This is a genomic window from Paenibacillus sp. DMB20, from assembly GCF_000987955.1.
In the GTDB taxonomy this organism is placed as follows: domain Bacteria; phylum Bacillota; class Bacilli; order Paenibacillales; family Paenibacillaceae; genus Paenibacillus_AQ.
This window is the reverse complement of record NZ_LAZU01000015.1, coordinates 48,547-66,153: the sequence shown is the minus strand read 5'-3', so window position 1 is coordinate 66,153 and position 17,607 is coordinate 48,547. Positions and strand designations below refer to the sequence as shown.

Below are 17,607 nucleotides of genomic sequence, written 5' to 3'. Positions count from 1 at the left end.
TTCGTATCGAATAACGATGCCAAAGCTATTTTTTGCGAAAATGTCCCAAATTATTTATAAACCTCCAAATATATCTCCAAGATGCAGGCCAACCTGTATAACCCTGTTTGTTTTCCGGATTATTGGTCATCCATCAAGCCCGGCTCGTTTCTTTTTTCGGCAAGGTGGTAATAATGGTAGACAAACCCAAATGGGACAGGCATTTATCAAGTTACTGTACGAAGGAGGATGTGTATGAAAGAGCAATATACGGGGCAGCAGGGTCTTCCGCGGTTCCCGGAATCATTCTGGAGGGCAACCACGGAGCTCCCCGCTTTTCCTCGGCTCGCAGAGGATATTGAGGCCGACGTAGCGGTCGTTGGCGCCGGCATTACCGGCATTACAGCCGCCTATCTGTTGGCAAAGGCAGGCAAGGACGTGGTGTTGCTGGAAGCAGGACGGATTCTGAACGGGACCACGGGATTTACGACGGCAAAGGTAACGGCCCAGCACGGCATGATTTATCATGAGTTCATGAATCACTTTGGCGAAGAACAGGCCCGTCTCTACTATGATGCCTGCAGCGAGGCCATGGACTTTATCCGCCGCCGGACAGAAGATATGGGAGCCGAATGCGACTTGGAGCAAGAGGATGCGTATATTTACACGCAGGACGATGAAAACATGCGTTCCAAACTGGAGGATGAGTTCCGCGCATATAAGAAGCTTGGCATTCCCGGCGAGTGGCTGGAAAGCCTTCCGCTGCCGATGCCGATCAAAGGCGCCATTAAGATGCCGAACCAGTACCGGTTTCACCCGCTCGCTTATTTGAAGCGGATGGTGGAGGAGTTTCTGAAGATGGGCGGAAGGATTTACGAAAATACAACGATCGGCGGGGAAGCAAAAACAGAGGGGCCGATCACGATCAAAACCCGGCGGGGAAATCACAGCATCACGTGCCAGTTTGCGGTATCGGCATCCCATTTTCCGTTCCATGACGGGAGAGCGATGTATTTTGCAAGGCTGCATGTCGAGCGTTCCTACGCGGTGGCCATCAAACCGGAAACCGATTATCCCGGCGGCATGTATCTGAGCGTGGACCAGCCTACGCGCTCTCTCCGCTCCGTTTCCTATAACGGGGAACAGCTCGTTCTGGTCGGCGGCGAAAACCATCCGACCGGCAAAAGCGAATGCACCCACCAGCATTACGAGAATCTCGAGAAATTCGGCGGGGAACTCCTCGGTGCCCGGGCAATCCCGTTCCGGTGGTCAACGCAGGATTTGATTACCCTCGATAAACTCCCTTATATCGGACCGATCACTTCCAAACAGGATCGCATACTGGTTGCCACCGGCTACCGCAAATGGGGGATGACCAACGGCACCGCGGCAGCCATCATTCTGACCGATCAGATTCTGGAAAAGGAAAACCGCTATTCCGGTCTGTATACCCCTTCGCGGTTTAACGCCGATCCGGCCCTCAAAACCTTTATCGTTCAGAATGCCGGCGTCGCCAAAGATTTTATCGCCGGAAAGTTCGAAATGAGCCATGCCAACATCGAAGACCTGAAAGCCGGTGAAGGCGCGGTCGTGCGGCATAACGGTCAGCGGGCGGGAGCCTACAAGAACGAGAAGGGCAAGCTCTTTCTGGTCGATACCACGTGTTCGCATATGGGCTGCGAGGTTGAATGGAATGAAGGCGAACGCTCGTGGGACTGCCCTTGCCACGGTTCCCGCTACGCATACGACGGAAAAGTTCTTGAAGGTCCTGCGATAGAGCCGTTAAAAAAACTGGACCCTGATGAAGGCTAAGACCAAGTCAGCTGCTGCTTTTTTCGTTTTCGGTCCAAAGGTTTTTCGAAGAGACCGGGAGGAAAAAATAATAGGCAGGACGCGCTCACCGTTAAGGTCAGCAGCGTCCTGCCTTTATTTTTTCCATGTCGTTGCCCCTGGCAATCCGAAAGATCCGCCCGCCGGACCGTCAAATTCGTAGGCAACCAAACCTCTATATATTTATGCGGTCACCGGTGCAAGAACTTCACGGTATGCCTCAAGCGACCGGTCAATAATAACGTTGATGAAAGCGGGGTCCACGTCCAGCATCCACGGCATGGCATTGTTCCACGCATTCTCTTCGATCTGCAGCGCGATCTCTTTCCGTTTCCGTTCATCGGCCGTGTTCTCCATCTCGTCGCACAGCTTCCCAAGGCTGAGATCGGCTGCGTGTCCAAGCTCGTGCGCAAACACCACCGCGAAATAATCATAGACGGGTTCAAGAGAACCGAACAGTTGCAGGCACTGTTGTTTAATGACTTCGGTATACATTGTTACGCTGTGAGTATTCATGGCGTACTTTCCCCCGATCAAACGGCCCCCCGGAAAATACGATTCCATCTTCACCGCAACTCCGCTGCCCGACCGACTAAGCAATTCCGAAACGATTCGGTTCAGTACGGACTTTTTCAATTCATCATGGCTCCCTTAGCAAATATACAAATCATTATAAGAGAACCTCATGAAAATATGCAACGAAAAACAGTGAATTATTTACAGAAAATATGAAAATTTTGCGTAGCTCGCCGTGTCTCTAACCGTTTTTAGTGGGCAAAAAAGATGAGCTGCACCAGGAATAACACCGCAAACACATATACGAAAGGGTGCACTTCGCGAAATTTGCGTTTAGCGATTTTCATTACAGGATAGGAGATAAAACCGAGCGCAATTCCGTTCGCGATGCTGGAGGTCAGCGGCATGCTGATGATCACCAGAAATGCCGGAAAGGCTTCTTCAAAGTCGTTCCACTGAATGTCCGATACGCTGCGGATCATCATGCAGCCGACGATGATCAAGCTAGGCGCCGTGATTGCCGCCACCCCCGAAAGCGATCCGATTAGCGGACTGAAAAAAGCCGCGGCAATGAACAGGACGGCAACGGTCATTCCCGTGAGGCCCGTCTTTCCTCCGGCACCTACGCCGGCTGCCGATTCCACCGTAGCCGCCGTCGGGCTTGTCCCGAACATGGAGCCGATGATGGTGCCCACCGAGTCGGCGGCAAAGGCGCTGCCGGCCCGTTCCAGCTTTCCGTCTTTAATCAATCCGGCCTGCTTTAATATGGCGAGCATGGCGCCCGTCGTATCGAACAGCATGACGAGCAGGAATGAAAACACGACGCTGTACAGGCCGTATCCAATGATATCCCCGAGAGAAGTTACCGGATTATAGATAAGAATGCCTTCAGGTAGCCGCGGCAGGGACACGAGCCCCTGGTCAAAATGAAGCTGTCCCGTCGCCCAGGCAATCACTCCCGTTATGATCATGCCGATGAACAGCGCGCCCTGAACATGAAGCGCAAGCAGCGCAATCGTCACGGCAATGCCGACCAGCGTCAAAGCGACCCCCGCTCCGTAAAGTCGCCCAGCGTGACCAGATTCGTTTCATGATCCGTTATGATTCCCGACAGCCGCATGCCGATAAACGCGATGAATAGGCCGATGCCCGCCGCAATGGCATGCTTCAGATTTTCGGGGATGGCGTGGATCAGCTTGGTTCGCAGCGGGGTCAGGGAAACGAACAGGAATACGATACCGGAAACGAACACGGCTGAAAAACCAATCGTATAAGGGATATCATGCCCTCCAATGACGGAGTAGGTAAAATATGCGTTAAGTCCCATGGCCGGTGCGATGATGATCGGGTAATTGGCAAAAAACGCCATAAACATCGTTCCGATCACGGTTGCGGCAATCGTCGCCGTGAAGCTCTGATCGAATGGAACTCCGGCGTCCTTCAGAATCATCGGATTCACGATGATAATATATGCGACTGTCAAAAAGACGGTAAGCCCGGCCAGGACCTCGGTTTTAACCGTTGTGTCGCGCTCTTTCAACTTGAACATGGTAACATCCCTTCCGGCTGTGATTTTCCCTTTGTAGAGCACAAGGCACGAATAATAAAACGCTTATGTTCCTTCAAGCAGAAACGGCCTCGCCGTTTTTATGGACGAGGGTTACCGAAGAATACAGCGGGATCGCTCCTTATCGCGTACCTTAGGCATTTATCCTGCATACGCTATGCAAAAATGATGAAGGAGGTTTTTGGTTATGTACGCATCCGGCATACCCTCGGCTGATTGAGGAATGTCCCAACCAATACCGTGCCGGACTGCTGTTTATCGTTCCGTGACGAACAGAATACCGTCGATTTTTACAATCGCCTGTCCGATGAAGCTCCGGACTTGGCCATCCGGGATATGCAGGAATACTGATCAATTTCCGGTTAAAAATTCAAGCGAACGGGGCCTCACCGTAAGCAGCGCCGGCGTTTCAAGATACTTCTCTCCGTCGGTGTCCGCCTTCATCGGCTCTCTGGTGGCCAAGCTGAGAGAAGTAGTCTGGAAATAATGAATGCTGTCATCCTTCGGCACCCATTCCCCCTCCTCCTTGCGGCTCAGAAGTTCCTTGAGCAGCGGCAGCCCGGCTTCGCGTATAATCAAAACATCGAGCCGCCCGTCCGTCAGAGCTTCTGCCGGAAAAGGCAGGGCTTGCGTTCCGAGATAACGTCCGTTTGACACATACACCATTACAGCCTCGTCCTCCAAGGTGCCTTCATCCCACTTCAGCGCATATTGGAAACGTTCCCCTTTTCGTACCGTCTGAAGCGTACTGATAAAATAGCTGATTCGGCCCAGCGCTCCTTTTAATCCGTCATGGATATTTTCCGAAGCCTCCGTAATCAGTCCGATGCCGAAAAAATTCGTAAATACGCGTTCACCCGCAGTTCCAATGTCGACTTTTTGGCGTATCCCCTGCATCAATTGCCTGGCAGCCTCCGCCAGATCTGCAGGCAGATTCAGCGACCTGGCAAAATCATTGCAGGTCCCTGCCGGAAGTATGCCGATCAACGGAGGCTTCTTAAGCGATGCGATCCCATTCACGCACTCGTGAACGGTGCCGTCGCCGCCCATAATAAGGACAAGATCAAACGCCTCTCCCCGTTCCCGGCAGACCCTTTCCCCGTCGCCGGGTCCCATGGTCTGAAACAGGACAAGCTCCCGGATTTCCGGCGCAATGATCCCCATAACCGTCCCCAACGCGGAATCGATCCCCCGCTGTCCCGCCTTCCCGTTATAAACCAGCATCGCGCGATCATACATACCTCTTTCCTCCTTGGGAAGTTCACTCCCTCGCCAGTACCAATAATACATGGTTCAACCAGACGGGTTTCAAAACTGGAAGACATGAACCTTTTCATTATTATTACCCTGTTTATCCGTCAAGTAACTTGGCAGCCTCGTTTTACCCCGGCATTTGCCATGCAAAGCATCCTCGGGATTGAAAAGGCTTCGGATTCGAATTAGATTAGATAAAGGATCATGGCTCACTGCATTAAAAGCGGCTTTGTCGTCAACCTCATATAACGATAAGCTTGCGATTAGTAGATATAAGCCAGCCTATTTTCAATGAAATCGAAGGTGACGGTCATGAATTATAAAACGATTAAAATCCTCATTCTGGTTATCCCCACGCTCACGATCGGCGTCTGGGAATTCGTCCGGCACGAATACCTGCTTCCGTATATATCGATGGAGCTCGGCAACTGGCTTGCCCCGATGCTGGTGTTTCTCGTCAGCATCACCCTGCTCCTCAAGCTGTTCGGCAAGATGGAGGAGCTTCAAAAACAGCTGCAGCAGGAGCAAGCCGCCAAGGCGGTATTGGAAGAACGCGAAGCTATGGCCCAAGAGCTGCATGACGGGATTGCACAATCCCTGTTTCTTTTGTCCGTGAAGGTCGACCGGATGAAAAATGCCGATAACACGGAGAACTCCGCCCTCTATGCCAGCCTGCGCAAAACGGCTCAGGAAATCAACGAATACGTTAGGCAAGCCATCAGCAGTTTGCGCCGTCCTCCCCGGAGTCCCGACCTCGTATGGGAAAGCTCCGTCCGTCATCTTATTGGCCAGTTTGAGGTCGAGAGCGGGAAGACCGTGGAGCTGGACTGGTCCATACCGGAGGAAAGCCTCTCCACAAAAGAAAAGGTGGAGCTGTATTCCTCGATCCGGGAAGGTCTGCAAAATATACGAAAACACGCCGATGCCGATTACGTATCCATCGAAGGCTCCGCCGTCCCAGGCGGTTTCCGCGTGCTGATCACGGACGACGGCCGGGGCTTCACGGGACAGCCTTTGGACCAGCCGGACCGGTTCGGCCTGAAAATCATGAGAGAGCGCGCCGAAAGGCTTGGCTGGCAAATGCAGCTGGCTCGGAAACGCGACCGTACCATTTTATCCATCGAAAAAAAGAGAGGATGACGAATGTGCAGCCGATTCGAGTGTTGATCGCAGACGACCATAAGCATGCAAGGGAGGGCATGCGCGAGATCCTGGAGCCGGATCCGGCTTTTGAGGTGGTGGCGGAGGCCTGGAACGGCCATGAGGCTCTGGAATATACGGGGAAATATATGCCCGATATGATTCTCATGGACATCCATATGCCGGATATGAGCGGACTGGAAGCTACCCGGCGAATCAAGAATGACTACCCTTACGTCAAAATTATTATCGTAACGGTTTCGGACGATATTACCCATCTATTCGAGGCGATCAAAAAAGGAGCTCAAGGGTATCTCCTGAAAAACCTGGATCCCGACGCCTGGCTGGAATACCTGAAGGCTGTCGCCCTGGATGAGGCCCCGCTGTCCAGAGAGCTGGCCATCCAGCTGCTCATGGAGTTTTCCACCAAGCCCCGGGCGCCCGTCCATTCCCCTCTTACCGCACGTGAACAGGAAATCCTGGAACAGGTCGCCAAGGGAAAGACCAACCGGGAAATCTCCGAAGTTTTGATTATTTCCGAGAACACGGTCAAGAATCACCTGAAAAATATCATGCAAAAGCTCCACCTGGATAACCGGGTCCAGCTGACCCGTTATGCTTACGACCAGGGGTGGGTCAAATGACTCTTTAGGGCCATACCCATTCCCTTCGCATTTCTTATAGGATAGAGACGGACCAGCCGGAGTCTATCATGCACGTGTTCGAAAAGCCGGGTTTTTAGCTTCAGAAGGTTGGAAAAAGCCGCTTTTTGAACCGCCTTTAAAGGGGGAAGATGATGCGAGGCAACTCACGACGACGCACGGTGATCCGTGCTTTTTTTATGCTGGCGGTTTTCCCTGCCGTATTTCACGGGCCTTTGGGGACTGCCCAAGCCGTCGAGGTTTCCGTTCCGCTGCAGCCGATCATCGACCGGGCGGCCAGCGGTGAAGTCTTGACGCTGGATGACGAAAAAAGTTACAGCGGCCCCGCTGTCATTGACAAACCGCTCACTTTAGTCGCGAAAAAAGGCAAAATTGTGAACGACAGCGACCAGCCCGCATTGACCGTTAAATCGGATAACGTCGCGGTTGAGGGTCTCACTATTGTTCAGATGTACCGCAATGCGGCGGTCCCGGCTGTCCTTGTGGAGTCCTCGAACAACCGGCTTGAAGCGCTGACGGTCAAATCATTGGGTACCGGCATTCAGCTGCGGCAGGCGGATGACAACATCCTGAAGGACAACGCCATCGCCGGCGGGAAGCTGACCGGGCAGAATCCGTCAACCGTCCTGCGGGGCAACGGCATCGATGTCTATGAGTCCAGCCGGAATACGATCACAGGAAACAGCGTTGACCTTATGCAGGACGGCATCTACATTGAAGGCGGCCAGTCTTCTGTAGTCAGCGGCAACAAGACTTTCCGCTCCAGATACGGCTTTCACTTCATGTTTACGGAGGAACTGCTATTCAGCGGAAATCAAGGAACGAAGAATGTGACAGGCGCCATGGTCATGGGGGTCACGGGGGCGGCAATCCGGGATAACCGGTTTGAAAAGCAAAACAGCAACGTAAACTCGCAAGGGCTTCTGCTATATGACGTCAAGCAGTCCGAAGTGGACGGAAATGCCGTACAGGGGAACCGGGTCGGTTTGTTTGTTCAGCAATCCGAAGGGAACCTGCTGTCCCGGAACGAGATCACCGGAAATTTCATAGGTCTGCAGATGCTCGATTCCAGCGATAACCGGCTGCGCGAAAACAGTTTTGTATCCAATGTCGTCCCTGCTCAATCCGTAAACAGTTCGGGGAACGATGCGGACGGGAACTATTGGGACGGCGCCCAGGTCCTTGACCTGGACGGGTCCGGCTTCAGCAACCTGCCTTATGAGATCAATCCGTTCTTTCTCCGGATCACCGGATCGGTTCCTGCATTCCAGCTTCTGTTCCATTCCCCGGGGATGCCGGTACTGGAACAGCTTTTTCACACCGACACCAAGGAATGGCTGAAGGACAAGTCTCCGCTGCTGGAGCCTAAACAGCCGGGCGGTTCCGCAGATCAAAGCGCCGATTATAAAATCGCGGCCGTTTCGGTTTTGCTGCTGGCAGCCAGTCTATATTCCATATTCTTATGCAGGGGGAAAACGACATGAAAAAAATGCTTATGATGATCACCTTGAGCCTATTAGTGGCACTATCCGCAGCATGCGGCGGCAAAGAGGAGTACAAAGCCGCCGACATCGACGAAAACGTCGACAAATGCGAGGTCTGCAACATGCAGGTTAAAGACAACCCGTTTGCGACCCAGATCCAGCTGAAGGACAAAAAGATACTGAAATTCGACGATCTCGGCGATCTGTTCGTGTGGAAGCAGAAAAACGGTACCGATCAAATCGGCGCGCAGTTCGTCAGGGATTACAACACCAAGGAATGGATGCATCTTGAAGACGCCACCTATGTGTACGATAAAGGAATCCGCACGCCGATGGCCTTCGGGGTGATCTCCTTTCAGAAAAAAGAAGACGCCGAAAAATTCGTCAGCGAGCATGGATCCGGCCGGATGATGTCCAGTGCCGAACTTGACCAGCACAAATGGGAAGCCGACCCGGACATGATGAAGGAAATGCATGGCGGCCACAAACATGATGAAAACGGGGACAGCGCTCACGGGGAGGATTCCGATAACGGCAAGACCCATAACGAAGACCAGGAGCACATGGGACATGACGAAACCCAGGGACAACAGGAACATAAATAACCATAACAGCGGCGACGAGGACTTCCTTGGCCTGCGCGCCATAGGGGCCATTACCCGCCGTGAAATCAAGCTTGGCTTCCGCAATCCGTGGTCCTATTCGTTCATGGTGCTGTTCGCCCTCTTCGGCTTGGCGCTTCTGTCCATTCAAACCCGTCAAGGCGGTGAGGATTACTCCGGCACGACGGGCGCGATGATTAACCTGATCCTCTACCTGCTGCCGCTGATGACCCTTCTGCTCGGTTCCTTTTCCATTACCGCGGAAAAGGAAGAAGGAGGTTGGCAGCTCCTGTCGACCTACCCTTTGGGCTCGTCTTCATACATGATCGGTAAATTTGCGGGAATGACTTACGTGCTGCTCGTTATTGTTGCGGTCGGCTTCGGTCTTTCCGGGCTGGTCAGCTCGTTTGTCACCCACAGCTATTCATGGACATCCTTTATGCTGTTTCTAATGTTTTCCGCGATGCTGGTGCTGATGTTTCTCAGCCTTGCCCTCCTTATCGGAACATTATGCAAAAATCGCTGGCAGGCGCTGACGTTCGGGGTGGCCGTCTGGTTCTTCCTCGTGCTGGGCTGGCCGACGCTGCTGGTGGCCCTGCTCGGTCTGGTGCCGTATACCTTGATCAAGCCGCTCCTGATGCTGCTGGTATTCTTGAATCCGGCGGAGCTGTCCCGCCTGTTTCTTGTCGTGAAGCTGGGGGGCGGATCGGTTCTGGGCCCCGAATATTATAAATGGGTGAACTGGATGTACCGTCCCGAGGGCACGGTCACTTTTCTGGCGAGCAGCCTATTGTGGATCGCGGTACTGCTCATCGCCGCCATAGTAATTCTGGAGAGGAGGAGAAGACGTGCCTGATCGCAACGCATTAGAGCTGGAGCAGGTCACCAAAAGAATCAAAAAACAGACACTGGTGCAGCCGGTCAGCTTCACGCTTGAACCCGGCCGGGTACTCGCTTTGTGCGGCGGCAACGGGGCCGGCAAAAGCACCATCCTGCGGATGATTGCCGGCATATCCAGGCCAAGCGGCGGAACGATCCGGATAAATGGAATGGAATGGGCCCGGCACCGGAAGGAATGCGCGCGCAGCATCGGCTACATGCCGGATGATTTTCAGTTCGGGGACGCCCTGACAGCCCTCGAGACGCTGAGGTTTTACGGTTCCCTCAGGGACGCCTCCGGGGAACGCGTGAACGAGCTTCTGCGGATGACCGGACTGGAGGAAGTGCGCCACAAAAAGGTATCGGCCTTCTCCAAAGGCATGCGTCAGCGGCTTCTGTTTGCGCAAGCCATGCTGGCCAAGCCTCCGGTGCTCGTGCTGGATGAGCCCACCAATGGGCTGGATCCCTACTGGATGGACTCCTTCTCGGCTCTCGTGCGCCAAAGCGCGGAGGACGGCCTGGCCGTCGTTTTTTCCACGCACCAGCTGAACGTGGCGGAGCAAGCGGCGGATCGGGTTGTTTTTCTGGATGCCGGTTATGTCCGTTACGCGGGCCCGGTCGCGCCGCTGAAAGAGCAGTACCGGAATAACGGCGGGTTATACGGCGCTTTTGCCGATCTGGTAGTTCAGAGGGCATAGGAAGGGTCTGGTTGGAACGGGATCGGATGATATAAGGGGGCGGTCGCAAGCTGCTCCGTAAATTCGGCGTTTTAGGAAGCAACCTTGTTGGATGAACCGCTAGGCCTCGTTTTTCGTGCATAAACCATTGCTGAAATAAACGCTGCACGTTATACTGGCCACATAGGCCGTGAAGCACACGCCGCTCCATTACAGCTCCCTGACACAAGGATCAGGGACGCTGCGATGGAGCGGCTTTTTGTTTTGTAGGGGGGCGGTGAGCAAGTTTGTTAAGGCTCTGCCCCAATGACTCTTGAAAAAAAGTAAAGGGAGGTTCGGTTTACTACGTTCCAGCAAAAGTATGAAGAATGGCTGCACGCCTGCTTAGTAGCAGAGAAAAATCACCGAAGACGGGAACTGCTCGGCAAGGGGCTTGGTCATGGAACGATGGAGTTTCTGCGGTCGATATGGTTTCCCATTGTCGGTAACTTTGATCACTTGCATCCGGAATGGGAGGTCCGAGATTTCAACAACGGATACCGGTATTTGGCCTGGCCTATATGCCCGGCGGCTCAAAAGGCGGCATTGAAATTCAAGGATATGCCTCCCATGCACGGGACCTCGATGTTAGGCGCTTCAAGGATCTGTGTACAAGACATTGCTTGTTGGCATTAGACGGTTGGATTTTCCTCCCTATAGCGTACCCCTCCATTACCGACGAGCCCAAGCAATGCCAACAGCTGGTGCTTTCATTCATCGGGAGATTCATAACATCCGATGTGCCATCTTCGTTATCCTGGTTGGAAGCAGAGATCTTGAGACTCGGCAGGCGGCTGCTCAGACCGTTTACTATTGCGGAAGCAGCCGCTCACCTAAAAGTCACCGATCGACATGTTAGACGCATCTTGTACAGACTCGTTGACCTTCAGCTGTTGGAAGTCGTTAGCGGTCAACAAAGATATCGGACCTACAAAATCAGAATGAACTGAGGACCGAATGCACTTTTCGGCGGACACCAGTTTCTTTTATGAGATCTGTAGTCCTTGATCTTACTAATGCCTGCAAGCTTATCGTAAATTGACACTGGTTCCGCTATTTTGTTCATTTTGCTACTTTTTTGACTTTAATGGACAGAGTTCCGTTATTTACTCGTTTCAGTACGAAGTCCACACAAATTACCGGTATTAACGGAACCTCTGTCCGAAAAAGGGCCAGTTGGGCTGATTTTCTTGAAATAACGGAACTGGTGTCACTGTACATTGAATCCTGAGCTCAAGGGTTTAAACTCCCAACACATTACCGCTCCTTATTGAGCTTAGATGAAATTACTGGAGCTCTCCCGCTACTTGGCGAAAACGAATCACACTACTCATACTTTCAGCCACTATTCACACAACGGCGCACCCCCATCATCTAACACGAAAAGTGTCCCCGCGGTTGCGCATGCTGTGCCAGAATTTCGGCATTCCCCCATCAAACTCGACAAAACAAATCAACCAGCTCCTACAAGGAGTGGTTGATTTGTTTTACGAGAGCTAGAAGCCTTGACATGGACGACGGCCAAGGCGTCCAATCCCAACAGCAGCCTCGCGCTTCACCCTACCTCCAAGGCGGCACCGCTGAACTGGCTGTTGTACAGATCCGCATAAAATCCGCCCTTCATCAACAGTTCTTCATGCGTTCCCTGCTCGATAATGCGGCCCTCGTTCATGACCAGGATCAGATCCGCATCGCGGATCGTTGACAGCCGGTGCGCAATGACAAAGCTCGTTCTGCCCTGCATCAGCTCCTTCATCGCCTTTTGGATGTAAAGCTCGGTCCGCGTATCCACGCTGCTTGTCGCCTCATCCAAAATCAGAATGGCCGGGTCGGCAAGGATCGCCCGGGCAATCGTCAGCAGCTGCTTTTGCCCCTGCGAAATGTTGGAGGCTTCCTCGTTCAGTACCGTATCATAACCTTCCGGCAGCGTACGGATAAAATGATCGGCGAACGCCGCTTCGGCCGCCTGCACGATTTCCCTCTCCGCAGCCCCTGCCCGGCCGTATCCGATATTGTCGCGGATCGTGCCGTTAAAGAGCCATGTATCTTGCAGCACCATGCCGAACAGGCTGCGCAGGTCGCTGCGTCTCATTTGGTTAATATCCACGCCGTCAATCGTAATTCGGCCGCCGCCCAGCTCATAAAACCGCATCAGCAAGTTCACGAGGGTCGTTTTGCCTGCTCCGGTAGGACCGACGATCGCGACCGTTTGCCCCTGTCTCACATCCACGTTCATGTCCTCAATCAGCGTTTTATCCGGATTGTAGCCGAATTTCACATGCTCGAACTGCACCTCTCCCCGCGGATGACCAAGTTCTTTCGGAGCTTTCTCTTCAGCCACTTCCTCTTCCTCGTCCAGCACTTCAAACACCCGCTCCGCCGAAGCGATCGTGGACTGGATCACATTGGCAATATTCGCAAGCTGGGTAATCGGCTGGGTAAACTGGCGGGAGTATTGAATAAACGCCTGGATATCCCCGATTTCAATCGCACGGCGGGTAACGAGCACACCGCCTATAATACTGACGATCACATAACCGATGTTGCCGATAAATCCCATCAGCGGCATAATCGTCCCGGAAATGAACTGGGCACGCCAGCCTGCGTTATAAAGCTTGTCGTTCACCTCATCGAACTCCTCGATCGCCTGGCGCTCGCGCCCGAAAGCCTTGACGACCTTGTGACCGGTGTACATTTCTTCCACGTGGCCGTTCAACTGGCCCAGATGCTTTTGCTGGTCCGCGAACTGCTTCTGCGAACGCTTTGCCACCGTCATCGTCACGATGACGCTCATTGGCAGCGTAAGGAACACAACCAGCGTCATCAGCGGGCTGATCGACAACATCATGACCGTGACGCCGACCAGCGTAACGACCGAGGTGATCAACTGGGTCAGGCTTTGCTGAAGCGTGCTGCTGATATTGTCCATATCGTTCGTCACCCTGCTGAGCGTTTCACCGTGCGTACGGGCGTCAAAATACTTGAGCGGCAGCCGGTTCAGCTTCTCGCTCACTTCTTTTCGCAAATTATAGACCGTACGCTGGGCTACGCCCGCCATAACGTACTGTTGAATATAGCCGAATAGGGCGCTGAACAGGTACAAGCCCGCCAACCAAAGCATGATTTCCTGAATAGCCGCAAAATCGATCCCCGCGCCGGGCACTCCCTGCCTTTGGGCCATCAGGCCTTCAAACAGCTTGGTGGTCGCCTCGCCAAGAATTTTCGGGCTGACAATGCTGAACACCGTGCTGAGGATCGCCGCAACCAGGACCGCAAGCAGCTTGCCGCTGTGCGGCTTCAGGTACCCCGTCAGCCGGCGGAACGTGCCTTTAAAATCCTTCGCCTTCTCGGCCGGCATGCCCGGTCCATGGGGACCGCCGCCGAAAGGGCCTCCGCCGCGCGGATGTCCGCCTTCTTTTTTATGTGCACTCATGCGATCTCCTCCTCTGACAGCTGGGATGATACGATCTCGCGGTATACCGTGCAGCTATCCATCAGTTCGGCATGGGTGCCGATCCCAGCCACCTTGCCTTCATCCAGCACGATAATCCGGTCCGCATCCATGACCGTGCTGACCCGCTGGGCCACGATCAGAACGCTGGACTCGGTCGTCTCCTGCTTCAAGGCCGCTCGAAGCTTGGCGTCGGTCTTAAAGTCCAGTGCCGAGAAACTGTCGTCGAACACGTAGATCTCCGGCCGCCGGACCAGCGCACGGGCAATGGACAAGCGCTGTTTTTGCCCGCCGGAAACGTTGCTGCCTCCTTGGGAAATCTCCGCGTCATAACCGCCTTCCATCGAGGAGATGAATTCGTCTGCCTGAGCCACCTTCGCTGCATAGCGAATCTCCTCATCCGTCGCATCTTCTTTACCGTAACGGATATTGTCCGCTATGGAGCCGGTAAAGAGGAGGGCCTTCTGGGGAACGAATCCGATTTTGGAACGGAGCTCCTCTTGCTTCATCTCCCGGATGTCCGTGCCGTCGATTCGAATGCGGCCTGACGTCACATCATAGAACCGCGGGATCAGGCTGATCAGGGTCGACTTTCCCGAGCCGGTGCCGCCGATCACCGCCGTAATTTCCCCGGGGCCGGCTGCAAAGGAGATATTCGATATCGCCGGCTCTTCCGCACCGGGGTAATAAAACGTCACGTCCTCGAACGAGATGTAACCTTTGCGCGCGGAAATTCCGCTCGCCTCTTTGGGATCGTTCATCTCAGGCATCATTCCAAGCACCTCGTTGATTCGGACAGCCGAAGCCTGGGCGCGCGGAATCATGACAAACATGACCGATACCATGATCAGCGAGAACATGATCATCATGGCGTACTGCAAAAAGGCCATGAGATCGCCGACCTGCATATGTCCCTCCTCGATGCGATGGCCGCCGAACCAGACGATGGCCAGCGTTGCAAAGTTCATAATAAGCATCATGACGGGCATCATGGCGCCCATGATTTTATTGACTTTGATGGAGATTTGGGTTAAGTCCTCATTCGCTTCATCGAAACGGGCCTTCTCATGCTCCGTCCGGTTAAATGAACGGATAACCCTGATCCCCGTCAAGCTTTCGCGCATGACCCGGCTGAGCGTATCGATTTTTACCTGAATCACTTTAAAGAGCGGAATCCCTTTTTTGGCGATCATAAAAATAGCGAGTGCCAGGATTGGAAGTACGGCTATCAGCACGGTGGTCAGGCCTGGATCGCGCGAGACCGCCATGATAATGCCTCCGATGCACATCATCGGCGCCAGCGCCAGCATGCGCAAAATCATGATCGTAACCTGCTGCACCTGCGTAATGTCGTTCGTGGTACGCGTAATCAGCGAGGCCGTGCCGATCTTATCAAACTCCTGCAGCGTAAAGTTCTCGACATGCGAGAACACCCTGCTGCGCAGGAGCTTGCCAAAGCCGGAAGCGGACTTGGCCGCCAAATAGCTGGCCACGATAGAACAGAGCATTCCGCCTGCCGCCACGGCAAGCATAAATCCGCCTACTTTCCATATATAAGGAATATCTCCCTTTACAATGCCGACGTCAACGATGTCCGCCATAAGGGTAGGCAAATAAAGTTCGGACATCGCCTGGAAAAAAGTAAACAGCAGTACAAGCAGGACCGCTGTCCGGTACGGTCTCATATGCCGGAATAATTTCAGCATCATTTCATCCCCTCGGTGTTCGATTCGGTCACATTGAACTGGATTTCATTTTCATTCATATAGGTGTATACCTTTGTCAGCAGCCGGGCGAGCTCATCGCTGCTCTCTTCTCCCAGAAAATCCACCAGGCCTCTGAAGTTGGCTTTGAAAGCCTCGCGAGCTCTTACCGCGATCGTAACGCCTTCCGGTGTCAGCCGAACGCGGACCGCCCGCCTGTCTTTCTCATCCATTACGCGCTCCAGGAGCCCCTTCCCTTCGAGACCGTTCAAAAATTGGGTAATCGTCGGCGAGGTGACCCGCATAAGCCGGCTGATCTCCGACACCTTCATGCCGGATTCCCCTTGTGCCCCCGCTTGAAACTTCAGCGTCATCAACACCTTGATTTCACCGGTGGTATACCCGGAGATGTTCACTTTATCCCAATCTCTTTTGTGAAACAGACTAAAGCTCCGTGCAAGCCTTCCTGCAGCATCCCGACTAAAGCAGTCCCTGCCTTCTTCTTCCTGGGCTTCATCCCCTTCCGCAAAGCCGCAGGCTTTCCGCTTGTCTGAGTCTGTCATGACGCACCTCCCTCTCCAAATATATAGTTAGGACACCAATTTATTAGGTACCCTAACTATATACCCGTAAAAAGCCGAAGTCAAATGTTTGGCTTCAGCTTTTCACGGGTCCGGCGGCTGCCAACGAGCGGATTAATCCGCATCGTAGCCTTCGCGGGAGAAAGAGTAACCCCCGGATTTGCGGTCTTTCATGGATTTCGCCGAGCGCCCCCGGCTGCCCACCGCATGCCGTTTCACGGCCGCGTTCTCTTTGCGCTTTTGAAAGGCAAGCTCCTTCTCGGTCTTCTTGTAATTGGCATACCGGCCTGCATCCAGCGTTCCTTCCTTCAGTGCCAGGCGGACAGCGCATCCCGGCTCGGATTCATGACGGCAATCGTGAAAACGGCACTTCCCCGCAAGGTCTTTGATATCGGCGAAGGCCTCTCCCCATCCTTCCTCCGAGTCCCACAACTGCAATTCACGCATGCCGGGGGTATCCACCATGATGGCCCCTCCCGGGAGCAGGAACAACTCGCGGTGCGTGGTCGTATGCCTGCCGCGTGCATCCTCTTCCCGTATGCCTTGAACCCGCTGCACATCCTCCCCCGAAAGCCAGTTGAGCAGCGTCGATTTGCCCGCTCCCGACGAACCGGTTATGGCCACGCTCTCACCCGGAACGAGATAAGGAGCGATTTCCTCCTTTCCCTGGCTGAGCATCGAGCTGACGGCATGAACCGGCACTCCCGGAGCCGAAGACCGGACCAGCGATATGAAATCCTCCGGATCGTCGCATAAATCCGCTTTGGTCAACACCACGACCGGCCGCGCGCCGCTCTCCCACACCGCGATCAGATAACGTTCGATTTTGCGAATATTAAAATCTTGGTTCAACGCATTGATGATAAACACGGTATCCATGTTGGCTGCAATCACCTGTTCGTCCGGCACGCTTCCGGCCTCTTTTCGCGTCATCGCCGAAGTCCTGGGCAGCAGGGCGTGAATGACGGCCCGTGCCTCGCCAGGCAGCGGCTCAACCAGCACCCAGTCCCCGACGGCCGGAAAATCGCTCCGGCTCATAGCCGAATATTCGTATTTTCCCGTTACGGCTGCGGTTTTCTCTCCTTCATCCGTCACAATGCGGTACTGCTTGGAAAATTGGGCGGCAATCCTTGCCGGTACCAGCGTTTTCCCGTACCCGGGCACAAGTGCAAGCTCGCGCTCCATCAGCTGCTGCCAATGCTCGTTCCATCCATAAGCCTTCAATTGCGTAAAATTCAAATTC

The 17,607-nt window shown here is 53.8% G+C and carries 13 protein-coding genes and 2 pseudogenes; 8 read left to right on the top strand and 7 right to left on the bottom strand.

Features of this window, described 5'->3' with window-relative positions:
* The first annotated feature begins 234 nt into the window (after positions 1-234).
* Complete coding sequence (locus tag XI25_RS05205) at positions 235-1,791, top strand: FAD-dependent oxidoreductase (protein WP_046677665.1); 1,557 nt, start codon at positions 235-237, stop codon at positions 1,789-1,791.
* A 201-nt stretch (positions 1,792-1,992) separates the two neighbouring features.
* On the opposite strand, the gene XI25_RS05195 is transcribed toward XI25_RS05205, so the two are convergent.
* The 3 genes and pseudogenes from XI25_RS05195 to XI25_RS05185 all read right to left on the bottom strand — a co-directional run bounded on the left by XI25_RS05195 (position 1,993) and on the right by XI25_RS05185 (position 5,131).
* Entirely contained in the window at positions 1,993-2,445 is a 453-nt protein-coding gene (locus XI25_RS05195) for a hypothetical protein (protein ID WP_046677663.1), read from the bottom strand.
* A 131-nt stretch (positions 2,446-2,576) separates the two neighbouring features.
* Positions 2,577-3,874 (bottom strand): annotated as a pseudogene (locus XI25_RS05190) (NCS2 family permease).
* A 369-nt stretch (positions 3,875-4,243) separates the two neighbouring features.
* Positions 4,244-5,131 carry a diacylglycerol/lipid kinase family protein gene (locus tag XI25_RS05185; RefSeq protein ID WP_046677662.1) on the bottom strand — a complete coding sequence of 296 codons (888 nt, stop codon included), beginning with the start codon at positions 5,129-5,131 and terminating at the stop codon, positions 4,244-4,246.
* A 327-nt stretch (positions 5,132-5,458) separates the two neighbouring features.
* Here XI25_RS05185 and XI25_RS05180 point away from each other — a divergent pair, with 327 nt between their 5' ends.
* The 7 genes and pseudogenes from XI25_RS05180 (at position 5,459) to XI25_RS34140 (ending at position 11,579) form a co-directional block, all read left to right on the top strand.
* Entirely contained in the window at positions 5,459-6,286 is an 828-nt protein-coding gene (locus XI25_RS05180) for a sensor histidine kinase (protein ID WP_046677717.1), read from the top strand.
* A complete protein-coding gene (locus XI25_RS05175; protein ID WP_046677661.1) occupies positions 6,283-6,930 on the top strand; it encodes a response regulator in 648 nt (215 codons plus the stop codon). The genes XI25_RS05180 and XI25_RS05175 overlap by 4 nt, the downstream gene beginning before the upstream one ends.
* A gap of 149 nt (positions 6,931-7,079) precedes the next feature.
* Positions 7,080-8,432 (top strand): right-handed parallel beta-helix repeat-containing protein, encoded by a 1,353-nt coding sequence (locus XI25_RS05170; RefSeq protein ID WP_082112218.1) that lies wholly within the window; start codon positions 7,080-7,082, stop codon positions 8,430-8,432.
* Positions 8,429-9,037 carry a nitrous oxide reductase accessory protein NosL gene (locus XI25_RS05165; RefSeq protein ID WP_046677660.1) on the top strand — a complete coding sequence of 203 codons (609 nt, stop codon included), beginning with the start codon at positions 8,429-8,431 and terminating at the stop codon, positions 9,035-9,037. Before XI25_RS05170 ends, XI25_RS05165 begins: the two co-directional genes overlap by 4 nt.
* Complete coding sequence (locus XI25_RS05160; protein ID WP_082112217.1) at positions 9,003-9,890, top strand: ABC transporter permease; 888 nt, start codon at positions 9,003-9,005, stop codon at positions 9,888-9,890. Before XI25_RS05165 ends, XI25_RS05160 begins: the two co-directional genes overlap by 35 nt.
* On the top strand, positions 9,883-10,611 hold the full coding sequence (gene ccmA / locus XI25_RS05155; protein WP_046677659.1) for a heme ABC exporter ATP-binding protein CcmA: 729 nt from the start codon (positions 9,883-9,885) through the stop codon (positions 10,609-10,611). Before XI25_RS05160 ends, ccmA begins: the two co-directional genes overlap by 8 nt.
* A 351-nt stretch (positions 10,612-10,962) precedes the next feature.
* Positions 10,963-11,579, top strand: a pseudogene (locus tag XI25_RS34140) (transcriptional regulator).
* A gap of 605 nt (positions 11,580-12,184) precedes the next feature.
* On the opposite strand, the gene XI25_RS05145 reads toward XI25_RS34140, so the two are convergent.
* The 4 genes from XI25_RS05145 to rsgA form a co-directional block, all read right to left on the bottom strand.
* The gene (locus tag XI25_RS05145) at positions 12,185-14,062 is read right to left on the bottom strand and encodes an ABC transporter ATP-binding protein (RefSeq protein WP_046677658.1); all 1,878 of its coding nucleotides are present in this window, start codon (positions 14,060-14,062) and stop codon (positions 12,185-12,187) included.
* Complete coding sequence (locus XI25_RS05140) at positions 14,059-15,786, bottom strand: ABC transporter ATP-binding protein (protein WP_046677657.1); 1,728 nt, start codon at positions 15,784-15,786, stop codon at positions 14,059-14,061. Before XI25_RS05140 ends, XI25_RS05145 begins: the two co-directional genes overlap by 4 nt.
* Positions 15,786-16,346, bottom strand: a complete 561-nt coding sequence (locus XI25_RS05135) for a MarR family winged helix-turn-helix transcriptional regulator (RefSeq protein ID WP_082112216.1) — start codon at positions 16,344-16,346, stop codon at positions 15,786-15,788. Before XI25_RS05135 ends, XI25_RS05140 begins: the two co-directional genes overlap by 1 nt.
* 132 nt (positions 16,347-16,478) lie before the next feature.
* Complete coding sequence (rsgA, locus tag XI25_RS05130; protein WP_046677713.1) at positions 16,479-17,549, bottom strand: ribosome small subunit-dependent GTPase A; 1,071 nt, start codon at positions 17,547-17,549, stop codon at positions 16,479-16,481.
* Between the last annotated feature and the right edge of the window lie 58 nt (positions 17,550-17,607).